This window comes from Methanosarcina vacuolata Z-761, from assembly GCF_000969905.1.
In the GTDB taxonomy this organism is placed as follows: Archaea; Halobacteriota; Methanosarcinia; order Methanosarcinales; family Methanosarcinaceae; genus Methanosarcina; species Methanosarcina vacuolata.
Window position 1 is genome coordinate 165,669 of sequence record NZ_CP009520.1, and the last position, 22,379, is coordinate 188,047.

18 protein-coding genes are annotated in these 22,379 nt (G+C 38.3%); 8 read left to right on the forward strand and 10 right to left on the reverse strand.

The features are described 5' to 3' along the window. Positions 1 to 89 precede the first annotated feature (89 nt). Entirely contained in the window at positions 90 to 2,177 is a 2,088-nt protein-coding gene (locus tag MSVAZ_RS00875) for a disaggregatase related repeat-containing protein (protein ID WP_048116843.1), read from the reverse strand. A 967-nt stretch (positions 2,178 to 3,144) separates the two neighbouring features. Here MSVAZ_RS00875 and MSVAZ_RS00880 point away from each other — a divergent pair. Beyond that, the gene (locus MSVAZ_RS00880) at positions 3,145 to 3,531 is read left to right on the forward strand and encodes a serine O-acetyltransferase (protein ID WP_231592330.1); all 387 of its coding nucleotides are present in this window, start codon (positions 3,145 to 3,147) and stop codon (positions 3,529 to 3,531) included. A gap of 330 nt (positions 3,532 to 3,861) precedes the next feature. On the opposite strand, the gene MSVAZ_RS00885 is transcribed toward MSVAZ_RS00880, so the two are convergent. From MSVAZ_RS00885 to MSVAZ_RS00895, 3 genes are all read right to left on the reverse strand, one after another. After that, positions 3,862 to 5,658, reverse strand: a complete 1,797-nt coding sequence (locus MSVAZ_RS00885; RefSeq protein WP_048116847.1) for a hypothetical protein — start codon at positions 5,656 to 5,658, stop codon at positions 3,862 to 3,864. An 870-nt stretch (positions 5,659 to 6,528) separates the two neighbouring features. Further along, complete coding sequence (locus tag MSVAZ_RS00890) at positions 6,529 to 7,425, reverse strand: polysaccharide deacetylase family protein (RefSeq protein ID WP_048116850.1); 897 nt, start codon at positions 7,423 to 7,425, stop codon at positions 6,529 to 6,531. A 327-nt stretch (positions 7,426 to 7,752) separates the two neighbouring features. Further along, positions 7,753 to 9,414 (reverse strand): IS1634 family transposase, encoded by a 1,662-nt coding sequence (locus MSVAZ_RS00895; RefSeq protein WP_048116854.1) that lies wholly within the window; start codon positions 9,412 to 9,414, stop codon positions 7,753 to 7,755. 555 nt (positions 9,415 to 9,969) lie between these two features. Here MSVAZ_RS00895 and MSVAZ_RS00900 point away from each other — a divergent pair. After that, positions 9,970 to 11,583 (forward strand): right-handed parallel beta-helix repeat-containing protein, encoded by a 1,614-nt coding sequence (locus MSVAZ_RS00900; RefSeq protein WP_048116857.1) that lies wholly within the window; start codon positions 9,970 to 9,972, stop codon positions 11,581 to 11,583. Between the two features lie 174 nt (positions 11,584 to 11,757). Here MSVAZ_RS00900 and MSVAZ_RS00905 read toward each other — a convergent pair whose 3' ends face one another. Both MSVAZ_RS00905 and MSVAZ_RS00910 read right to left on the reverse strand, forming a co-directional pair. Next, complete coding sequence (locus tag MSVAZ_RS00905) at positions 11,758 to 12,300, reverse strand: metal-dependent hydrolase (protein ID WP_048116860.1); 543 nt, start codon at positions 12,298 to 12,300, stop codon at positions 11,758 to 11,760. A 97-nt stretch (positions 12,301 to 12,397) separates the two neighbouring features. Beyond that, a complete protein-coding gene (locus MSVAZ_RS00910; RefSeq protein ID WP_048116862.1) occupies positions 12,398 to 13,102 on the reverse strand; it encodes a (5-formylfuran-3-yl)methyl phosphate synthase in 705 nt (234 codons plus the stop codon). Positions 13,103 to 13,214: 112 nt separating this feature from the next. On the opposite strand from MSVAZ_RS00910, the gene MSVAZ_RS00915 reads away from it, so the two are divergent. Then, positions 13,215 to 13,949 (forward strand): HisA/HisF-related TIM barrel protein, encoded by a 735-nt coding sequence (locus MSVAZ_RS00915; protein WP_048116864.1) that lies wholly within the window; start codon positions 13,215 to 13,217, stop codon positions 13,947 to 13,949. 324 nt (positions 13,950 to 14,273) lie between these two features. Beyond that, positions 14,274 to 14,534 (forward strand): hypothetical protein, encoded by a 261-nt coding sequence (locus tag MSVAZ_RS00920; protein WP_048116866.1) that lies wholly within the window; start codon positions 14,274 to 14,276, stop codon positions 14,532 to 14,534. Positions 14,535 to 14,574: 40 nt separating this feature from the next. Here MSVAZ_RS00920 and tmk read toward each other — a convergent pair whose 3' ends face one another. After that, positions 14,575 to 15,192: a dTMP kinase gene (gene tmk / locus MSVAZ_RS00925; RefSeq protein WP_048116867.1), complete on the reverse strand. Its 618-nt coding sequence runs from the start codon at positions 15,190 to 15,192 to the stop codon at positions 14,575 to 14,577. Positions 15,193 to 15,369: 177 nt separating this feature from the next. Here tmk and MSVAZ_RS00930 point away from each other — a divergent pair, with 177 nt between their 5' ends. After that, on the forward strand, positions 15,370 to 16,032 hold the full coding sequence (locus MSVAZ_RS00930) for a DUF166 domain-containing protein (protein WP_048116870.1): 663 nt from the start codon (positions 15,370 to 15,372) through the stop codon (positions 16,030 to 16,032). Positions 16,033 to 16,112: 80 nt separating this feature from the next. Further along, on the forward strand, positions 16,113 to 16,538 hold the full coding sequence (locus tag MSVAZ_RS00935; protein ID WP_082091000.1) for a DUF2111 domain-containing protein: 426 nt from the start codon (positions 16,113 to 16,115) through the stop codon (positions 16,536 to 16,538). A gap of 259 nt (positions 16,539 to 16,797) precedes the next feature. On the opposite strand, the gene MSVAZ_RS00940 is transcribed toward MSVAZ_RS00935, so the two are convergent. Beyond that, the gene (locus MSVAZ_RS00940; protein WP_048116874.1) at positions 16,798 to 17,628 is read right to left on the reverse strand and encodes a F420-dependent methylenetetrahydromethanopterin dehydrogenase; all 831 of its coding nucleotides are present in this window, start codon (positions 17,626 to 17,628) and stop codon (positions 16,798 to 16,800) included. Between the two features lie 415 nt (positions 17,629 to 18,043). On the opposite strand from MSVAZ_RS00940, the gene serB reads away from it, so the two are divergent. Both serB and MSVAZ_RS00950 read left to right on the forward strand, forming a co-directional pair. Further along, positions 18,044 to 18,736 (forward strand): phosphoserine phosphatase SerB, encoded by a 693-nt coding sequence (serB, locus tag MSVAZ_RS00945; protein ID WP_198146774.1) that lies wholly within the window; start codon positions 18,044 to 18,046, stop codon positions 18,734 to 18,736. Between the two features lie 49 nt (positions 18,737 to 18,785). After that, positions 18,786 to 19,643 (forward strand): coiled-coil protein, encoded by an 858-nt coding sequence (locus MSVAZ_RS00950; protein ID WP_048116880.1) that lies wholly within the window; start codon positions 18,786 to 18,788, stop codon positions 19,641 to 19,643. A 794-nt stretch (positions 19,644 to 20,437) separates the two neighbouring features. On the opposite strand, the gene MSVAZ_RS00955 is transcribed toward MSVAZ_RS00950, so the two are convergent. Beyond that, positions 20,438 to 21,358, reverse strand: a complete 921-nt coding sequence (locus tag MSVAZ_RS00955) for a class I SAM-dependent methyltransferase (RefSeq protein WP_048116882.1) — start codon at positions 21,356 to 21,358, stop codon at positions 20,438 to 20,440. Positions 21,359 to 21,445: 87 nt separating this feature from the next. Then, positions 21,446 to 22,099 carry a TetR/AcrR family transcriptional regulator gene (locus MSVAZ_RS00960; RefSeq protein ID WP_052727840.1) on the reverse strand — a complete coding sequence of 218 codons (654 nt, stop codon included), beginning with the start codon at positions 22,097 to 22,099 and terminating at the stop codon, positions 21,446 to 21,448. Between the last annotated feature and the right edge of the window lie 280 nt (positions 22,100 to 22,379).

The following is a 22,379-nucleotide window of genomic DNA, read 5'->3' on the forward strand; positions in this document are numbered from 1 at the left end:
TAGCATCAAAAGTTAAATACTTCTTCATTTATGCCTATATGTTCTTTTCTTCATGAATCAAAATATTTCCAGACCAACTTTATTGACATTCAGGTATACTCTATAGTGAGTTTGGGTCTCTGATTTTTATTTTGCCAGTTAGAACTGTAAAAAGCTATATAGTTTTCATCTTCTTCGCGAGCCTTTATAAGGAAACCTGTATCCTCGTACTTTCCACTTATATATTCCTGCACAAGTTCTGTTACATCCAGGTCGTAGTAGCGGTTGTCAGGGGTCTCATCTCCACTGATAGTTATCGTGGCATATGGGGTGCTTCCCTGGAAGACCCCATTCCTGTCATACCAGTCCCCTCCAGAATTTTTCCAGGGGTCATTAGATTCCCTTTGCTGCCAGGTAACATGTTCTCTGCACCATTTCATAGGTCTGTATACTTCCAGTATAGTATCTTTTGATCTTATCTGGTTCTCCGGGTAGTGCCAGAATAAAGATAGAGTTGCCTCTTCAACCTGGTCAGTCTGATTAAGTGAACTCAGCTCAAAGATTATAACGCCTCTATAAATGCCCCCATCGGATTTTTTTCCGATATCGATATATTCACTATCACTAAAAGTGGTATTTGGGGCTTCTTCTCTCAGCCTGTTGTCAGAAATAATTAAAGGTAAAGCAATTTTAAGGTTTTCCGCCTTATCAAACTGCATCGAAATATTTAATAATAATTTTTTCAGGAACTTTATAAACTCTGAAAAAGCTCTTTTAAGGCTCGACTCAAAGCTTTCTTCCTGGCCGGTCTGGGCTTTGCTTTCATTTATCTCATAAGGCGTCTGCGGTCCGGCAGACATAGCTTCACTCCAGGGAAAGTCCTTGCCCAAAGACTCATTGGCGTTCAACTTTGCTGCAAGTTCGGAGTCAGCTTTAACGTCTGAGGTAGAGTTTGCACCCATATAGTTCCCGCCGGCGTTGCCTGAAAGACAATTGCTTTCCAGGATAAAGGAATGGGTATTTTTTAGCTGGTTGTATACAGCATATCCTTTCCCAGCTGCAGGACTGGACTGTGTATTAATTATTATATTATTTTTCACGATAGTCATATAGCCTGAACCTGGGGCTGAAAATTCATCACTGACCTGTTTATGGGCAATAGCAGCGCCATAGCAGCCATCGAATTTATTATTCTCTATCACAGTATTTTGGAAACCACTAAGCACTATGCCCCCTGCCCAGTCCGCACCCTCGTTAATCCCGGTTTTATAAAATTTATTGTGATGTATGAATATGTCTTTTGCAGAATCTTTCGAATACTCGGGCCCATAGCCTGTGATCCATATGCCTGCTGCATTCGTCTCGTATAGCAGATTATTGTAGATTTCAATATCATTCATCACAGTTGACGGACCAATTTTCTGGATTTCAATTCCTGCCCCTCCTCCTCCTTCTGAGTCAATTATATTGTTATAAAATTTTACATGGTTTGTATTGTAAATTCTCAAACCGCTATTCGTTCTGCACGTTATTTTATTATTCCAGGCCTCTATATTCGAAGAATAGATAGCGTAGAGGACGTCATGACCTAACTTATATACCCGGTTATTGTAAAACTTAACACCTGAACATTTTACGACTTTAAGTCCATCGCCGTGACTGTCATGCATATACATATCGTGAACCTGTATATTCTTGCAATTAAGGAAATATATCAGGTTGTAATACCCCTTTCCCCTATTTTTTTCATTATTTTTGTCGTGATTTCCGTCAATCTCAAATCCCCTTATGGTAATATCATGATTTTCAGCACTGTTCATTTGCGTAATCATAGGTTTTTCTAGAGGCCAATCTGCTTTATCTTCAAGTTTGATTACGGCTGTCGGATCTCCTTCCAGAATAGTATTGTTTCCAATTAAAATACTGCCCGAGATGATGTATGTACTGGGGCCTTTCAGATGAACGGTTGTGCATTTTGGGTTTTCTGCAGCATATGCAAGAGCTTTGTTTATTTCTACCTGGTCATCACTTCCATCACAGTTAAAATCTCCACTTCCGTTGGTAGCAACATAAACTGTTGTACAGGATGTCTTTGATAGAGTGAGGGTTATACTTACAATTATACAAACAAAAATTATACCAAGAAACAATAACTTTTTTCTGTCTCCCCATTTGTACGTTTGCTTCTTTCCATTCATTTCAAATCCCCAATACATTGAACTATAATTCTTCAATGTTAAAAAAATTTATCTTTTCAGGACTGTAAATAAACTCCCCTTGAAATTATTTGCATTCTTTCCGTTGTTTAAATCCCACGAATAAAATTCTAAAAAGTTCATCTTAACTTTAAAAATAAAAGTAAACTCATGGGAAACCTGAATTTTTAAAATTTATTTGATTTTAATTTATTGATTGATCTCTTCCTAAAATCAATTTTGTTCCTAAATTGATAGGAAAGTCAGAACTATTTCCCACGATAAAAAACTCCCTTGATTATTCAGAATACGGATTAAGAAACTTAATTTTGAGTTTTGGGGTCAACTAAAATTTTAAAATTTGCCTATTAATTTTCACTTCAATGTTGAAGTAAAACTAACCATTAATAAGTAATTCTTATAAGAAGTACTCTTACTCTAATTTTTATATAAATCCTTACCATAATTGATTGGATTGTTTACGGTTATATATTTTAGGCTTCTGAGCGCGTAAATCTCTTAGGACTTACGCTGTTGGACTGAGAAATCGATAGCATTAAACCTTCAATTGTCTAAAACACTAAACAAGTCACAATGTCGAAAGTGCTTGATTTTGTACTTCAAGTGCGTAAGTCCTATCTCTTTAATCCGTAGGGTTTATCGTTTTACCTATATTCTACTTCAGGGAGTTTGGGAAGTTAAACTTTATCAGATTCTAGGAACTATCGAAACTTCTAAATTCTGCAAAAGTAAGTAAAGGGGTATAGTTATTATTAAGTCGAAAGCAGATTATGATTTTTACGTAAAAGCAGACAAGTTTGCTTTAGGGAAACATTGTAGACGCCCTAGACTAATTGGTGATGATATATGGAAATTTCAGAGATTACTACGAAAAACTGAGTATTATAACAACTGTAAGAAATCTCTAATTTCCAAATTATATCTCAAATACTTGTTATTCAGGTTCTACATGATGAGTGTTCATCTAGGGTTCAGTATTCCAATAAATGTCTTTGGTCCAGGGTTGTGTATTGCCCATAGAGGAACTATCATCATAAACAAAAATGTCAGGATTGGAGAGAACTGCAGAATACATGCATGTACTAACATAGGATCTAATCGGAATGAGGCTTCAGCCCCACAAATTGGAAATAACGTATATATCGGGCCTGGTGCCAAAATTTTTGGAAATATCCTAATTGCGGACAATATAGCAATTGGGGCAAACTCCGTTGTAAATAACTCATTTTATGAAAAAGGCATTTCAATTGCAGGTCTCCCTGCCAAAAAAATAAGCACTAAAGGATCAGATGGCATTATAGTTGAAGCTACGCAAATTGTAAAAAATAATCCCTGATTCTTAAAATAATCCCTGATTCTTAAAATAATCCCTGATTCTTAAAATAATCCCTGATTCTTAAAATAATCCCTGATTCTTAAAATAATCCCTGATTCTTAAAATAATCCCTGATTCTTAAAATAATCCCTGATTCTTATAAGTGAACACTCCGTAAGTGAATGCCACGGTCAGTAAATGAATTTTAAATTGTTTAATCCTGTTTTTCTCATAGCTAAATATTCTGTTAATAAAAGTGCTTTCATTCCAAAAAAACGAAAAAGTCAAACCTTCAAAAATTGGAAATTAACTTCTCTAGAGACCCAACTTCCAGACGAAACAGAGGGGAGTTCACGGAACATATTCATAAATTTCTATGTTAAGGGAATCATAGATCTTATATACAGGATAAGCAGCCTGGGGTTTGAAGGTACTTCCGCTTGTAGAAACTGATGTTTTATTGGATTCCTGTTCCCTGGCATTCAAAGCCTCAGAAAAAGTTGTTTCTGCAATATAGAAAGTTTCGTTTTCTGCTGCTTTTTCTACAGAGATACTGTCTTTAGAATCATTTTTAGAGGCATAATGAGACTTTTGGGAAACCTCATCAAGCCTAGCCCGGCTCATATTGCTGCTAAGTATCTCAGGCTGGGCGATGATTTCGTACTTGTCTGTACAAGACATAACATATGGATAAGTTTCTTTCACGCAGGATAACCACTGAACCCCATCGGCCTCATTTTCCGAAATAGCTTCAGAAACTCCACCTGTATACGGCGAACTGAAACAGGTGAAGAATCCCAGTGTCCAGAGCAGACAGAGAACCAGCACTGCAGAGCCAAGGCCAAGAGTATACCCTTTTCTAAGGAAAATAATGTAAAGGGAATACCCCAACAAAGGAATCTGGGCAAAAATAATGAAGCTCAAATTTGCAAACTTATCTGGAGGGTAAGGAATGAAGGGGTTTAAAAGGAAAGCAATCTCCAGGAAAAAGGTTACTATGTAGAGGACCAGAAAACGGGGGTACCTGCGAACAAAATGATGGCAAAACCTTTTACGATTCTGCCATACGATTACGGAATTGATCAGGATAAAAATTAAAGGAATATAGTATTTGCCGTAGTAGAGATTCAAGAGATGTACAAACTCTAAAACTCCGTTTTCAGTTGATGGAAACGTGGAAAAGCCTGCGGACACTATCATTTTAGTGCGCAGGATAAGGTTTGAAATAGATATATCAAAGAACTGAAGAGTATATTTTGCACAAAGCAGGAAGCCTACCGAGATAAGTGACAGGAAGACAAATATATTCATTTTTTTTCCTGCAGGGTGGGAACCGTCAGAGAAGAAAAAGTTGATACTCAGTATTTTACGGACAAATTCAGGCTTCAGTATTTTACTCGATAGGGCAAGGGATAGGGAGAAACAGACAAGATATGCAAAAATAAAGGGATGAGCTAAAGGAATCAATGGTATCATGAAAAGAAGGCAAACAGCCATTGCCTTGTTTTTATCTGAAATTACGCTTCTCAGCACAAGAAGGTATAGAGGTATCAAGCAAAAGCAAAGATAATAAGGAACTGCTGAGGTCTGGAAATGGCCAAAATACGGAATAAGCGAGGAGAGAAAAGCTGTTAAGACCAATTTTTCCCTGCTCATAAAAATCCGATAGAACAGGAACATTCCAGTAATAAATATTATTGAGAAAAATACTGGCAAGAAGTAAGAAAGTGCCGACGTTTCAAGGCCTGAAATCTGAGCCAGAGCTGAAACGAGCAGAGGACCCGTGGGAGAAAGGTTGGAAAAGCCCGAAAGGTTACAAAATGAACCATGTCCTGCAAGTCCGAGGTACGAAAATTCATCTCCCCTGCCTATTGAAACATAACCAAGCATGTGAGGGGTTATCAGTACTGTAGTATGGACAAGAAACAGTATAAGAACTGCGCTCATTTTTCGGTATGCAAGAAGCAGAACGCAGGCTGAAACGTAACAAAAGAGCAGGGTAAGGTAAAAATGAAAAGGAAGCTGTTCATAGATATCGACTGTGTATCCTTTGGGCTGAATTCCCCTGAGAATAAAAAGGCTATAAACCAATAGTAATAGAGAAATTGAGGTTATAAGGTTTAATATGTTATTAGTAGTTTTAGACAATGTGTCCCCCATCCTTTTTGAAAATTGCAGAGTCCAGTTTCCGCACCTAACTATGATCTATTCCTGAAAACTTGGTTTCACTCTAAAAGAGTTTTTCTTTTACAGGCAGCACACAGGCCCAAAAACTTTCGATCCTAAAATTTTGTTTATTTGTTTCTTCTCTTCCTTATTCCTTCTATATTCAAACGGCCCAACAAATAATTAATGGTTGTGCCCTAAGTGCAGTTTGATATACCTGCCTTAACCTAATTAATGTTTTGATGGTGAAATGTTTCGACAATTAAAGGCTTTCAGATATATACCCTTATCCAGAGACTTTATTGTTTCTGTCACAATAACTCACAGTATATTAAGTATATCCTTTTTGAGTACAGATCCTCCGAAGACTATATGCAGCTTTTAACCTACGAAGTGAACATCATTTATCAGATTTATTTGTTATTCCTGCCAACGTCTGCATGTCCCTAATTAGTCCATCAGAAGAAATCATTCGTTTAAGATCAGGATAATTAGGCGGTTCCCTGAAAAATAGATGGAGTGAGGAAATACATGGAGGAATATAATGTAAAATCTCGCAAATCAGATATAACTAAAATCTATTTAAATAAACAATTAAAGTTTAGGGTATAAATATTTGTCCTATATAATTAATATTCAGTGTTGATTATTCTTTATTATAATTGTTATTATATAGTACTTACGCACTTGAGGAACAAAATCAATTATGGCAAAGGCTGTGGATTAAAGTCGTGTTTTGTACAGCTAACGTTCTGATGCTGTTGACTCTTCAGTTCAACCGCGTGAGTCCTATTTAGACTTGCCAGGATCCTTTTCAAATTTTCAATTATATCTAGAAAACCTTTCTAAAGGTTATATTCCTGGGTAATCCCTCAGGCACTCTTTTTTAACATCAGTCAGGGCTTTCAGAATGTGACGAATTCTACGTTCTATAAGCTTTCCTTTCATACACCAGTAAAATGGCCTGTTGTTCCCTACTGAAGGAAATTTAGTGCAGGAAATATCAATCGGGTGGAAATAAAAGATAGTATGTCCTCTTTTCAAACTCTGGATAAGCCCATTCAATACCAGAGGAGCTCCAAGAAAGCGGAGTATTGGGCCACCAGATGCTGGAATTTTAAGTACGTTCTGATAGTATGCCCAGGGGAACTCAATAAAGTTTCTGTCGTCGCCTGCCTCAAGCCCGTTCTCTAAAGGGTAGTAAGGAAAAGATGAGACTGTCTTGAGGGACGAATCCGTTTTATTATAAAGAGAATTTACGGAAACTGAGGAATCATATTTGAACCCGATGTTTTCAAGTGAATCTAGCATCCAGCCACCTACAAAGGCATTTGGTGCCCTGTAGCCTACAACTCTCTCTCCACTAACTTTTTCAAGAATTTTTTTTGCAAACAATGTTTTCTGCTCGAATTCGTCGTTACTCATTAATCGCTCCTTTGTCTCAGGATTGATTTTGCAGGCGTGATGCAGACCATGACATGCAATTTCATGCCCTCTTTCCGCAATTGTCTCAACAAGTCCAGGATAATGTTCGACAATGTCTGCGACTACAAAGAAAGTAGCAGTCACATTAAACTCATCGAGAATATCCAGTGACTTTTTTGTAGGTTCAGTCAGGTAATCATACCTGCCGTCCCATTTTTCAAAAAACTCATTCACAGTCCTGTAAACAGCGTAAGGAGAACTGCAGACTGAAGGAATATGATACCAATCTTCAAGATCCACTGTGACTGAAAAACTCCCCCTCATAAGACCCCACCGAGCGACCAACTGTGCTTATAATCACATAACAAATTTTTGACTTATAGTGAAATTACATAAGACTGGGAATAAACGAGAACGCAACTTCGCAAAAAACTTGATGTTTTAAAAAAGGGGCACAAGGGTATAAAAAATTTTTTGATGTTCTGCTTGAAATGCACAGTAGCAATAATCTTAAAAATTGTTTTTGTATTTAATTTTGAAAATTTAATTGTGAGTTCAAACTTTGCTTTCAAAGATGAGTGATTTTACGTTATCCGGCGGCTTTATCTGTGTATGCCTAACAAAAGAATAATCCTACCAACAACGATTCCATTACGATGGCAGATATTTCTCCATATTCAGAAAAGAAAATAACGATGCTTGTTTAGTGTCCATTTCTTCCACAATAATTTTGCTTTTTTTGGATTCTTTTTCCTGAACTACTGCAATCTTAATTTCAGACAGTTTTTCAATCAGTTGTTTCATAGAAAACCCATATATCTTTGCTTCCCAGGCCAAATATCTGTAGAAAAGCAGGCCAATCATAGCCAAAAATACATGAACCCTTATATTTTCATCCTTGTGGTGATAAACTGGTCCTACAGGGACAAGTAAATGGTCGTTCAACAGCTTAAAATCGTCTTCAACAAGGTTTTTACTGTTATATGTTTTCACTATCTTTTTAGTATGCCACTCCTGCTTATCCGTAAACAGAATATTCTTACCAAACGTTTTTTCACACCTTTTTTCGTTTTCCCCATCAACCCAGAACTTCAACTGAGGTTTTTTCCTACCTTCAGGAGCTTCAATTATTTCGTATTTAATGACAGTCCTGAATTTTTTAAGAATAATTTCTGCAACTTCATTTTCGACACTGCTTCTGTTTCTCTCTTTTCCTTTACTGCTTTCTAATCTTCTCTGCAGGTCTTTCAGTTGATCAATTATTTTTGATTTGTTTGTTTCATAAGTGCTTTTTTGGAGTTTGTAAGTCCCTTCATTATAGGTAATTACGGTTGTGAATTCTGTTCCGTAGAACTGATGTTTTGTCCGGCACCCAAAAATCTCGTTACCTTTTGTATTCTTATACAGGTATTCATACCTTGAAAGTGGAACATCAAGGAGATCCTCAGCTTGATTTGCTTTTGCGGCTCCTACAAAACTCATTTTTGAGATTACCTTTTCAATGTTATCCTTAGAGTTGTTACCCTTATCGAAAACAAGAACAAGATCTTCAGAACAGATATTTAATTCAGTTAGTCGATTTATGATTTTGTCTACAATACCCGAAAATTCTTCCGAATCAGGAACATTTCCAGGATAAGTTTCGTGAATAAAGGGTATATTGTTTTCATTTACAGCCAGTGATACACAAATTTGATTTTTGTCTTTACGATGCTTTTTGTTATATCCTTTATGAAGCAGTTCACTTTTTTCATCATAATTAGTGGCAAAGGTAAACCAGTTTGATTCATCAACAAACATTATTGATGGAGTTAACCCCTTCTCAACAAGAACCCGACAAAGGTCGTCTTCAATCTTTTTCATCGTATCTGAATCAATGTAACTCATTTGGTTCAGGAAATTCTGGCAATTTAGTTTGTGAGGAAACTTCCACATGAAAGATATTGGGGATTTTTTGAACCAGTCTTCGATCCCGTTTTCACTTAAAATGCCGTGACTTTTCCCAATTATATCGAGTAAAAGGTATTCTCCAACACTCAATCCATCTATTAATTTTTTGTCAGTATGCTTGTTTACTATGTCAATGAATCCAAGTTCTTCATTTACATGAAGGAGTGCGGCAAGCTTGCCGTACTCAAAAGACTTAAGTTTATCATAAGGCATCGATTCACATTGTTTTTTCATTTCAAGTATTTTTTCTGCACTACCCAGATAAATCTGAAAAACAGTCTTTACCTTTCCGTTAACCCTGGCAGCTTCTACAATGTACCAGTAAGGTTTGCCTTTGATAAGTTTCTTTCTCAAAAATACCATACTCTTTAATTAGGATCAACCTTTATATATACTTTTCCAAGTAAATCATTATCAATAGACTTATTAAAGTGAATTTAGTAGTTAGGATCAACAAATCAAAGAGAAATGAAAAGGCATCTGATAGTGGTTTTGAGGAAAAATCCAGGCAAAAATCGCACTTCTTTGAAAGTAAAGTCAAAGGGACTCTGTTCCAAAATCCAGTGATTTTTGCATTTTTGGATTGAAAATCTGAATTAGCAAGAAGAAGCCAGTTATCATCAAAATCAATATTCGATATCTAAAGACTTCAATTCTTAAGTCGTATCACAAGGATTGTGACTAATTACAAAATCCAGTGATTTTAATCTTTATATTCACCACTAGATTAGCATGAAAGTTCTTTCAAGTACTTTCATTTCTTTGTGCCTGTTATTCGGAGAATTTCATGTGCGTTTTGGTACTGAGTCAACGGAATTAAAAAGAAATATTAATCTATGCCAAAATTTAACTGATAATATTCTCTGAAAATGGTTTTTTCATGCCCGGAGAGTTAATACTAAAAATCTAGGAATAAAAATGAACGGGAAAATTCTGAGACATAGATTGCAAAAAAGGGAAAAAACCGTAGTCTACTTTACAATTTTAGTTTTTTTGATTGCATTAGGAACAACCGCTCTCTCCACTACATCACCAGATATTACTGTTTATGTTTCTGCCGATGGGAGAGGGAATTTTAACTGTGATGGGAGTAACGACCAGGTAGAAATAAACAAAGCTCTCGCATATGCTGCAGAAAACCCTCAATTCACAACTGTTCATCTGAAGGGCCCCAATACATACATCGTCTCGGACAGTATTTTAATTGGAAACGACACTATTCTGGAAGGAGATCCGACAGCCGTAATTAAACTTGAAGATAACGCAGATTGGCCGAAAAATAAGCCTCTGATTACGCAGATGGACAATTCTGGAAGCCAGAATATTACTATAAAAGGATTTGAAATCAATGGAAATCATGACAAGAATAAGGAAAAAAATAGAGGAGAGGGATATTACAATCATATTTATTTCTTAAACTCCAGCAACATTCAGGTTCACTCTATGTACATGCATGATGGGCACGGAGATGGGCTGAAGATAGAGAGAAGCTCTAATATCCAGTTTTACGATAACCGGATGTATAAACTGGGGCATGACGGTCTTTTTGCAATCCAGTGTCAAAATGTAGAGGCCTGGAATAATACAATAACCTGCAGGACTAACAGCGGTCTTAGAATCTTGAATTCAAACCATGTAAAATTCCATGATAACATAATAGATTCCTTTTCCCATTGGAGTGCGGGTGGTTCTGGAATTCTGATTGAGAAAACAACAGGAGTGATGAGTGACATAGAGGTGTATAATAATACTATTCATAACACCTATGGGCCCGGGATATGGCTGTTAGGATATGGTTATTCTTATCCCATGGAAGAGGCAGAGAATGTATATATTCACCACAATGTTTTCTACGGCACTGGTACGGACCCAAACATAGATTGGGTAGGTGGTATAGTAACAAGTGGATTTTACAATACCCTTGTAGAGAATAACGTGTTTGATGGTACGTATCACGCTGCAATTATCCATATGTATCCTACAGGTGGTTCTACCGATCTTTCACCCAAAGGTACAGGATATACCACAATTGTCCGCAATAATATTATTGTAAACACGCTGCAACGTACGAAAGACCCGAGCGGAACAGGATATGGAGTTATTAATTATCTTCCTGAAACGCATTCCTTTGTGTTGGAAAATAATTGCTTTTACAATAACTCCGCAGGAGACTACATGAACGCCAGTTCGACAAGCGATATCCATGTAGACCCTCACTTTGCAAACGAGATAAATCACGATTATCACCTGAAATCAACAGGTGGAAGATGGAATGGAAAAACGTGGGTAAAAGACACTATGAGTTCTCCATGTATCGATGCCGGTTATCCAGAATCTGACTATTCAAAGGAGCTAGTAAATAATGGAAACAGGACCAATATAGGCAGGTACGGAAATACTGAATGGGCTTCGGTCTCAGGGAATAGGCCCGGGTATGTTGTATGGTGGAACCAGCTATTTTCACCAGAATGGAAAACTTTCAGGCTGTTTCTGAAGATGTTTTTCTTATTCTGCTTTAATGTGTTATATTAAAGCTTCATTAGCTTATTTATCAAATTCTTTTATGGCAATTCCCTGATTAGTTTAGCGATGGCTTGAAAAACCATAGTTAGGACAACCTTACCACTCAAGGCAATGACGAGACCAATTGGAAAAAAAGGTAAAGTAGAGTACTTTCATTTCTTTGTGCCTGTTATTCAAAGAATATCATGTGCGGTTTTTGTTATAGCAGAATTCTTTTTTCTTCTCGCTTATATACTTAACAGTAAGAAGGACAATTATAGTCAGTCCGACGGTTTCTGAGATAAAAACTTCTGTGAATGCTGGGTGGTAGGATCTACTAAAAATTATCATAAGATACTCAATAAAGCTTGCTGAAATCGTGTCTTTCGGAAACCCCCAGCCCAGGAGCGGCCAGAAAAATACTTCAGGGGTATTCCATATCTGATCTTCTAAAATGTGGCAAAAGGATGCTCCTGCAATAATCATGAGTTCAGGTTTCCCCTGTCTATAGAGATAGTAACCTGTCAGGCCCAGCAGAAGGCCAAAAAGGAGAGTGTGGGCAAAAATTCGCCCGCTTCCTATGGTTTCGGCAAGAATTATCCTGCCAAGAGGTTTATCGATAAAGTCTGGAAGGAGCGCTCCAAATGCAATCCACGGAACCTTTACCCAGAAGTTATTTTTTGAAAGTAATCGGCTCAGGAGATAAAAGATCCCTAGAGTGATCCCGACGTGTCCGAAAACAAACATCAGACCAAAAATAGTTATTTACTTATAATTCTTTTTCGGCAGGCCTGTCTGGTGACCTGCCGGCACAAAATTTCAGTTTCAAATCAAAAAGAGTTTTTCAAGCCTGGCATTCAGCTACGAGCTTTTCTACCAGTTCCTGCCGGATTGCATTTGTCCTATCTCCTCCGCAGACCATACCCCGAACCCCGATAATATCCGGTCCGATTCTCTCAAGCACTGGAAGGTCCTCAAATTTCAGGGAGCCTGCAATCGCGTTTTCAAGTCCGCACCCATGGGCAAGGTCCGTGAACCTTTTAAGTTCTTCCTCGTCCATAAATTCGAAGGTAGATTTTCCATCCTTAATTCCTGTATCAACCATCACCACATCTGCTCCAGCTTTTGCGGCGATTGAAGGAAGCAGTAATGGAGAAATTGAATTGATGCGCTTGTAGTCCGAATACCCTGAGGCAACAACTTTTTTTGTCGAGTCGTAGTCCTTTACGGCCTGTGTTATTTTTGTGATAAGCTCGAAAGCCTGATCTTCAGTATGGATATCGTAAAGGCCAACTTTAATATAGTCTGCTCCTGCAACGGCTGCTCCAAATGCTGCAAGGGAAGCAGTTCCTGGTTTATAGTTAAAATCTCCTATGGTTGCGCTTATTGGCTGTCTACCGTCTACAGCTTCTTTTACGTCCCTTATTACCCATGGGAAATTCGCGCCAAGGGAACCTTCTTTCGGATTCTTGACATCTACAATGTCTGCGCCGCCTCTGGAAGCAATTATTGCTTCCTCTTTATTAATTGGACTTATAAGCAGTTTCATAAAAAGCCTCTAAATAAACATCTAATTGGAATCTTACAGTGAATATTACTCTTTTTATACAATATTCTTTATTTTATACTTTTTTATAGGATGATACAACTATTGAATAAGTATGTTCCGAGTAGTTTTTGTGATGGATATATTTAACCGTAACGTAGTTCTTGCAAAGGGCGGGGTCAGGGAAAAATACCTTCCGGTTTCAGATTCAAGTACTGTATGTAGCAGCTCGGACCCTGTAGAGATAGTGGAACTCCTGCATCCCAGTGAAGTCTATATTGCCGACCTCAATGTGCTTCAGGGCAAAGGGCCTCTTGAAATCAATGCCAGAGTAATTAGGGAAGTAAGCTTAAGGGCAGACACAATGCTTGATTTCGGGATATCAGCTCCAGAGGACGCGGACAAAGCCCTTTCCATTGCAGGAACTGCCGTGATAGGCACAGAGACAGGTACTCTTTCGGCAATAAAAGATGCAGCTTATGGAAACTCCGGAAGGATCAGTGTCAGCATTGATATAAAGCATGGTAAAGTCCTGAAAAATGATCCTGAGCTTCCGGAGTCTCCTTTTGAAATAGTAAAACTGTTAAATAATTTACCCTTAAAAGACCTCATTTTCCTTGACCTTGACAGGGTTGGAACAGCCTCAGGCTTTGACCCAGAATTCCTTCGAAAACTGGTCAAATGTTCCAGGCATAGCGTGCTGCTTGCCGGAGGGGTCAAGGATATGAAGGATCTTTTTACTCTTGATAAGCTAGGAATAAAAGGAGCCCTGGTCGCAACTGCCGTGCATTCGGGAATGGTCCCTCCGGCCGTGTTGAGTTCAGGGCTTAAGTCAGATGACTTAATATAAAATCGAATAACAAAATAAAATCGAGTAACAAAATAAAATCGAATAACAAAATAAAATCGAATAACAAAATAAAATCGAATAACTAATATAAAATCTAATAACTAAAATAAAATCTGATAACTTACTATAAAATCTAATAACTAAACTAAAATCTGATGACTAAATTAAAATCTAATAACTGAACTAAAATTTGATAATAAAAACTAACTGTTACCTGGAAATCCTTTTATTTCAGCCTAATATGTCTTGTATATAATCGCGTATTTTAGTATTAAGAAAAGATCACAGATTTCATTTAAAAATAGGAAACTATGAGGTTTACATATGGTAAAGAAGGATACATCTGAAGAGAATATCGAAGAAAGCACTGAGGGGAAAAGCGGAGATGGATATGTGGAGATTAAGATGGGAGGAGGCTGGTATATGACGATCTCCCTGGCACACAGTGACCGCTTTGAGAAAGAGTATGTCGAACTTGCAAAGGAGCGGGGAGGCGTAAAGAGGTCCAGGTTCAACCTTAACCCCACTCATGTCAGGATGTTAGGAGAAACCCTGATAAAATTTGCGGATGATAACGGTCTCTAACAGTTATTTGAGTTTAATTTCGGTTCACTCTTGTTTCTGGTCAGTTCCTGCTCAGAAACTCTTGAATTTTTTTCACAACTTCTTTTTCTACGTATTCAGGAGAATGGGAAGCATCGATTACAATAAAACGTTCTGGATCGTCTGCCGCAAGCTTGAGGAAAATTTCCCTGACTCCCCGTAAAAACTCTAATTTCTCGAATTTGCTTTGTTCTCCTCGTTTCCCACAGCGTTCAATTGAAATTTCGGGCCTGATATCAAAGAGAAAGGTTAAATCTGGAACGATAGTCCAGCTCCGGTGCAGATCCTTTACCCATTCAAGAGGATTTTCCAGGTGAGTTTTCAGGGTGATGCCCTGGTAAGCATATCGGCTGTCGGAATAGCGGTCAGAAATTACTATTTTTCCGTTTTCAAGTGCAGGCTTTATAAGTTTTGCCAGATGTTCGGCATGGTCAGCTGTAAAAAGGAAAAGCTCGGCAAGCTGGTCGGTATCTGATTGAATAGCTTTTTCCACGGCGTTTCCAGTTAGAGTCCCTCTTGTTGGTTCCCTGGTAAAAATAGGGTTAAAGGCTTTAATTTCAGGGTTCTTTTTAAGTTTTTCCGCAACGGTGCTTTTGCCTGAACCGTCAATGCCCTCAAGTGTGATCAGTTTTCCTCTCATAAATACCGTCTTTTTTCTTTAGAGATTTTTAGTGAAACGCGTTATCTGTATTTATAATCTACATGCTTTCTGGACTCATGATAAGATCCCAATTTCATGTATAGCTGGCAAGTCAGGTCTAAATTCCAGACAAAATAAGCATCTATTTATGTAATATTAAAAATAGCTTAGAATAATATGACTGTAATAGGAGTAATTACGCGGGGCAAGTACGGGCACCGCTTGATTGAGACTGTCAGGGAGCATAGTGATTTTTCAATCGTAACTGCGGACCTGCCTGAATTTGTGCCTGTATTTATTGAAGAGCCTGATGAATATCTGGAAGCCCTTAACTTCGATAGGCGTGTATTCTCTGCCGAAATTATAATTACTTACTCTCTGCATCCGGATCTGACATCTGCAATTGCAAAACTTGCGGCAGAAGCCGGTGTGCGCTCTCTTATAGTTCCGGGTGGACCATCCAGGGCTTCAGTTCCTGAACTCAAAAAGATCTCCGAAGTTTCAGGTATGGATGTCGAGGTAGATGAGATCTGCTGTAGTCTTGAGCCCAATGATTTCAATAGACCGTTTGCGGAACTCTTTGGGTCTCCTATCTTGAAGGTAAAAACAAAAGATGGAAAAATTGCCGATGTCGAGGTAATAAAAGGTGCTCCATGTGGGAGTACCTGGTATATGGCAAAGGAAATAGTCGGAACGGAGGTTAAAGACGCACCTCCAAAAGCCGGGCTGTTGATCCAGCATTACCCCTGTCGGGCGACACGTGGCGAGGTCGGTGGAATCCATGAGTCAGGGGAACTGCATAAACAGGCGTTTATAAAAGCCCTTGTAAATGAGGAGTGATTATATATTCTTTGAAAAAATATATTATAAATATGACCGGAAAGTCGGATCCAGCTTTTCATTTCTGAGAAGCCTTTAATTTGTGTCTTTCCCGGTCTCAAGTAATTTACAGGGGTGAAAAGATTACTACCCTAACTATCTCAGAAGATTCAGGGCCTGAAGACCTCGAGTCACTAGCAGTTGCGATACACTCGGTCATTGGACTTCCTACAACCATTCGCAGTCTCAAGCGAAAAGGACTTCGCCTGGAAAAGGGTCAAATCCTTGACAGAGACTACACAGGGCCTGTGCTCGAAGAAGTATTGAAAACAAACAAAGTTGTCCACGAAGTCCCTACAGAAGGCGTGTACAGGGGAAAACATGTAGTTGTTGCTCCCATTCACTCGAAAGACGGAGAAGTTATTGCAGCTCTTGGAGTTGTGGACATACTGGCTACTATAGATCTTCACTCTGTTTTTCAGGAATATACATCGGTACTGGAAGAAGTTGAAGATGCTAAGAAATAGAACTCGTAAAATATAGCCTGAAGTTTGTATAATAAATTGAAAAATTACTGAAGTTTGTATAATAAATTGAAAAATTACTGAAGTTTGTATAATAAATTGAAAAATTACTGACATTTAAATAATAAATTGAAATACTACCAAGTACTTGCACAACAATTTAAAAAAGTAGTTATTGGAGGACCGTCTTCCTCTTATTTATCAAGGGAATTATTCGCTCCTCCCTTTAAGCTTCCGATTTAAGCCTTAAGGTTTTCCGGGCTTACTCTGGCTTCTGGTATAATTTTACTTTCTTCAGCAGAGTACCGTTCTTTGCATGGGGTTGCCTGAGTACGGTATCATTGGATTTTTCAATCTCTCTTGCCTGTATTGCAAGCTGAGCGGCGGCTCCCATTATTTCGTGTCCGGCTGCTGCTGTCAGGCATACCTGATCGATTTCTTTTAACATGAAACATGCAGGGAAGTTAACCTGTGCCACTTTTTCAGCCATGTGAAGGGCGGCAAGAGCTTTTGCTTTTGCATAAGGGTTTTCGAAGCCTGCATACTCAACACATTTTTCAGGTTTTGCAAAAATGTGTGGAAGCTCCAGTTCCTTTCCTGATTTTCCGGAAGCAACCTGGTCAGTTACTTTATCCAGTTCTTCCTGGACGAGTCTAACGACACCACAAACGGATAACACTTTCATTGCATCGGAATTGAAGGATGCCATCTCTACAGGGTCAAGAAACTCTCTTTTGGCTCCGATAAGAGGGTCTACTGGGAGGATCATATATCCGAAACCTTCCTTTTCAAGAGCCTCTCTGGCTTCTTTCTTTGTTGGGCCATCTGAGACCACAATGCAGGGAACGTCTTTCCATATTTCACGAGCTGCTTTGGGGCCCGGAGCTGCTGCATTCGGGCTGATAATTATCACAAAATCTGCATCCCACTGCTTGAAACTTTCAGAAGCTGCAGCTTCGGCAGGGCTCATTTTGGCACCTGTGCCAAATACACGTACCGTAATTCCCTCTCTTGCTGCAATTTCATCCTGGAGCAGATTGATAACCTGGCTCATTCCCAGGTTGCCCATTTTTATAAAACCTATGTTGACCATTTTTCTCAAAATCCTGTGTTAACCAATTTCTTCAATAATGGAATTCCTAATGGGTTTATAATCCTTTTGGCGAGTTATGTCCTTATCAACTTTCTTTTATAAAAACATATGCAATATATAACTATTATTCAATATCTTTCTCTGCCCCTCCGAAAAGCTTAAAAAGGATGTGATTTATTTCACTCAAAAACGTTGACATCAATGTGTTGTTTTGTGGTCTTGTTTCACAGAACCCGTATTATAATTTGAAAACTTTATCCATTGGTGGGCTTTTAATGTCAGGGCAAATTTATTATATTAAATTGCGGGGGTACCCCTGAAGAAGGTACACCAGGCAGCATGCCCTTTTTCGGGAAATTATCCCGCTATATCTAATAGTTATTCAGGTCCAGGTTTTGATTGAGTGAACTGTCCTATGCATAATTTTACTGGAAACAAATTGATTGTTTTTGATATGGATAGCACCCTTATAGACGCTGAGACTATCGATGAGCTCGCCAGGGCTGCAGGTGTTGTAAGCAAAGTAGAGGAGATTACGAAGAAAGCGATGTATGGAGACTTCGATTTTGAGCAAGCGCTTATTGAAAGGGTTAGGCTTCTAAAGGGACTTCCTCTCGAAGCTGCCTTTGATGCAGTAAACAAGATCGATCTAATGCCTGGAGCGGCAGAACTTATCCTCTATGTCAAAAGTAGAGGCTATAAAACTGCAATGATTTCCGGTGGATTCACCATCTCTGCCGATACGATAGGCAAAGCGCTTGGTATTGATTTCATTGTTTCCAACGAACTGCTTGTGGAAGACGGCTGCCTTACAGGCAAAGTTGTCGGCCCAATAACACAGAGCGACTCCAAAGCAAAGGTGTTCGAAGAACTCACCCGACTAAATGGGGTTCGGCCAGAGCAATGTGTAGTTGTCGGGGACGGCGCAAACGACGCCTGTGTCTTTGAGAGAGCAGGTTTTGCCATAGCTTTCAATCCCAAGCCCATCCTGAGGGAATATGCGGACGTGGTCATAACAAAAAAAGACCTTAGAGCCGTTATCCCTGTTCTTGAATCTCTTTCTTATCAATGTTGTAATCAGGCACAGCATGTCGACATCGAACAATAGAGCTACTAAAATGCCAGCTTTTTTGCTGGATCGGGAGGCACAATAAGAGATGCTAAAGGAATTGCAGAAAAAAAGATCAGATTTGAAAGACATTTCTGAAGAATCCAAGGAAAAAAGGAATACTTTAAACGCAGAGGCTAGTGCACTCGCTGCAAAGCGTAACGACCTGAACAAGAAGACGAAAGACCTTATCAATGAAGCCCAGGAATTAAAAGTCCTCAGAGACGAAATTAATGAGAAGGTCAGCGAATACAAGAATAAGCGTGATGACACCAATGCTAAGGCAAACGAGCTCTTTGCAAAGGCTGACTCCATCAGAAAACAGAGCAATCTTGGTGGTCCTTCGATCAAAGCTCTGAGAAAAGACATCGATCGCCTCGAATTCGCCCAGCAGACTGAAGTCCTTAGCACAACCAAGGAAAGGGAACTCGTTGGGAAGATCACTCAGCTTCAAAAGCAGTATCAGGTCAAAAAAGTTCAGCTAGAGAGCAACTCCGAACTGAAGACTCTTCTGGACGAAGCCCAGAAAATCCGAGATGAAGCCTCAGAATTCCATACCGAGCTGGCTGAATATGCCAGGCAGGCCCAGGAATATCATGAGAAGATGATTGCAGCTTTCAAAGAGGCTGACAGAACCCGGGCAGAGTCTGACGTTGCCCATAGGGAATTTGTAAAAGCCCAGGAAGCAGCTGACGAGCAGCACAAGGCTTTCATCAATGCCCAGAAAGAAATCCGGGACCTTGACAAAGAAATCTTCAAGCTTAAGAAGAAAGACAAAGAAGGGAAATCCCGCGTTGTTAAGTCCGAACTTCAGAAGGATGCTAAATCTATCTTCGAAAAGTTCAAGGGCGGAGCAAAACTCACCACCGAAGACCTTATGACTCTTCAGAGGTCTGGTTTAGTCTGATTTGTCTCACAAAACAAAAATTTAGCTGAAAGGCTTCAATTTCCATTGCAGGTATATTTACCTGCATTCTTATTTTTCAAGTTCATTTCGGCTTATTCTCTACTGTATTGATTCTGTTTTATCTGATTAACTGTTCTATATTCTATTGTTCTGTATTACTGTTAACTTAAGCTTTGTTAGCTATCGCGGTAATGTACTGATTCTTCTGTAAATTTGCTTTCTAGTTTTCATAGGTTTCATAGTGAAACCTATGGATATTCTAAAAGTTTCAGATTTTGTTGTATCCTGAAATGATTTCGCAGACTCACAGCCATTTGGAAGTCTAATTCATAATACAATCGCAGGAGACGCAAAAGTTTAAATGTTGAATAAATTCCAATTTCATTTTGGTATTGTGGAATGATTGCGTAAAATGAAACAAATCCAAAGTTTAAGTAAAATAATGTGTTATCTGTATACGATATACAACTGTAATAAAAGATGTTTAAAAAGCGAAATAATTTTGGGATAAAACATTCATAGAGAAAAGCTGAAAGCTTTTCTGGTATCCTCTTCAAATTCAATGGAAAATTTTCCAACTCAATAAATATACCACAATTTTATCATCTAGTTATAAAGTTGGGTGCATCGCTTGATGTTGTTTCTCATACTTGATAAAATTCATAAATTTTCAGCAAATACATGAAATTTACTTTTACCCATACAATTTGAAGAGGATACTCAAAAAACATTTATTGCATGTTACAAATAAAACAGCATTTATAGTGTGAATTTGAAGGCTGCACATCCGCTTATTATTCTTTCACTGCATGAACAAATGACATTAGACTGCACACTTCCTTGTCTTTATTTGCTCCATGAAAATACATTTTCTTGTAACCGTCAGCAGTAACATTAGTAATTTGAGAAAATCCCCTTTCTGAAAGGAAAGTCTTCACTGTTCCCTCCTTAATCCCGAATTTAAAAGGCTCTCCTCGCTTTGCCGCATACTCTCTCATATTCTTTCCCACATCCAGCATGCAGCTCCCATCAATTACGGATTCCGGAAAGTAATCTAAAAGAATAGTACTGCCTTTTCCTGAATTCTTTACAATAAAAGCCAGAGTTTTGTCAACAGCTTTGGGAGGAATATACATAACAAGTCCTTCCATGATAAAGAGAGTTTTCAGCAGCTTATTGTATCCCTGTGCTAGCAGCCGTTCACCAAATTCTTCGGTCTCAAAATTAACAGGAACATACACAACATAATCTGGCATAAAACCGAATATCTCTTTAATTTTTTCAATTTTTGCTTTCTGAGTATTCGGATGGTCTACTTCAAACACTTTGATTTTCTCTTTTATGCCTTCAATCCGGTATGCTCTGGTGTCATATCCCGCGCCCAGAATAACCAATTGCTCAAGCATTCCTTCATCTATTGATTTCTTAATAAAATCATCAAAATATCTGACTCTAGCTCTAACAGAATTGGTGAATCCTGGTAAAATACGCTCAAAATATTCGTGTGATGCCTTTGCTTTTTGAGGATCACTGAATGGTTCGAGTGTCTCTGGGCTGATAAAATATATGGCATAAGGATCATAACAGATACGTTCGTTTTCTGGCTTTTGGGACTCTAAGGCTCTGTGAAGTGCAATTCCCTCAGCCATTTTACTGGATTTTCTTTCCTGAATGTTTATTCCACTTGAATTTATGAAATTTTTAGATTCCTGCATTTGATTCAACCTTCATTTGTTTTCACTAAAAAATAAACAATACAGTAATAAATTTCATGAAGCCTGCTTTTTTACTTGTTCGCCTCATCATTTTTCATTTTTTTCTTCTCTTCCTGTGTTCATAAGCAAACGGTGCATGAAACCTGTAACATCCTCATAAAATCGGTATTGACCTATCCCTTGTTTTTCCAGTACTGTTTTGAAATCAGAGCGCATTTCTGTGATACCTTTCAAAATCATAGTTAAGAGAATGGTCACTTCCACAGGATTCATATTACGTCGGATTAATCCTTCATCGATTCCTGATTTTATTGCATTACACGTTATGTCAAAAGTTTCCTGACGCAGGTTGAGAATCTCCTTTGCTATTTCGTTTACATCTTCAACATCCTCGATGGCGAACCTTCCTGAACGAAAATAAAGGTATGCCCGATTATAATCCGGGTACTTATTGACGAACTCAAAGTATACTGCTCCAATCGCATCCAGTATTTCGACACCGTTTTTGCAATTTTTAATTTCTTCCTCGATCATGGCATTTAGGATTCTTGCTCCTCGCAGGACTATTGAAAAGAAAAGTGACTCCTTGTCTTTGAAGTAGAGGTAAAGTGCTGCTTTACTTAGCTCAACTTCGTTAGCAACGTCGTCCATCGAAACATTATCAAAACCTCTGGAGAAGAACAGTTTTTCAGCTGCATCTAGGATGTAGTTGCGTCTTCGCTCTTTTTCTTGTTTTTTCATTTCCTTTATTGACAATCTCATCACTGAATCTCATTCGTTTTAATTACTTAAAGTCACAATTATTACCTATAGTCACAATACAATATAAAAGTTTTGTTTCCGTTGCAAAAAATCTCAGGATAGGCATGTAAATCTATGGACAATAACCAAAAGTTAAAATATTCAAGAAGATTTGTCAATATAAAACCTAGATTCGGCAGGTCAACATAAGGAATTTGAAGATTTTTCTTGATAATCGTTTTTGAACATTTGATAAGTACATATTAAATTTAAAGATGGT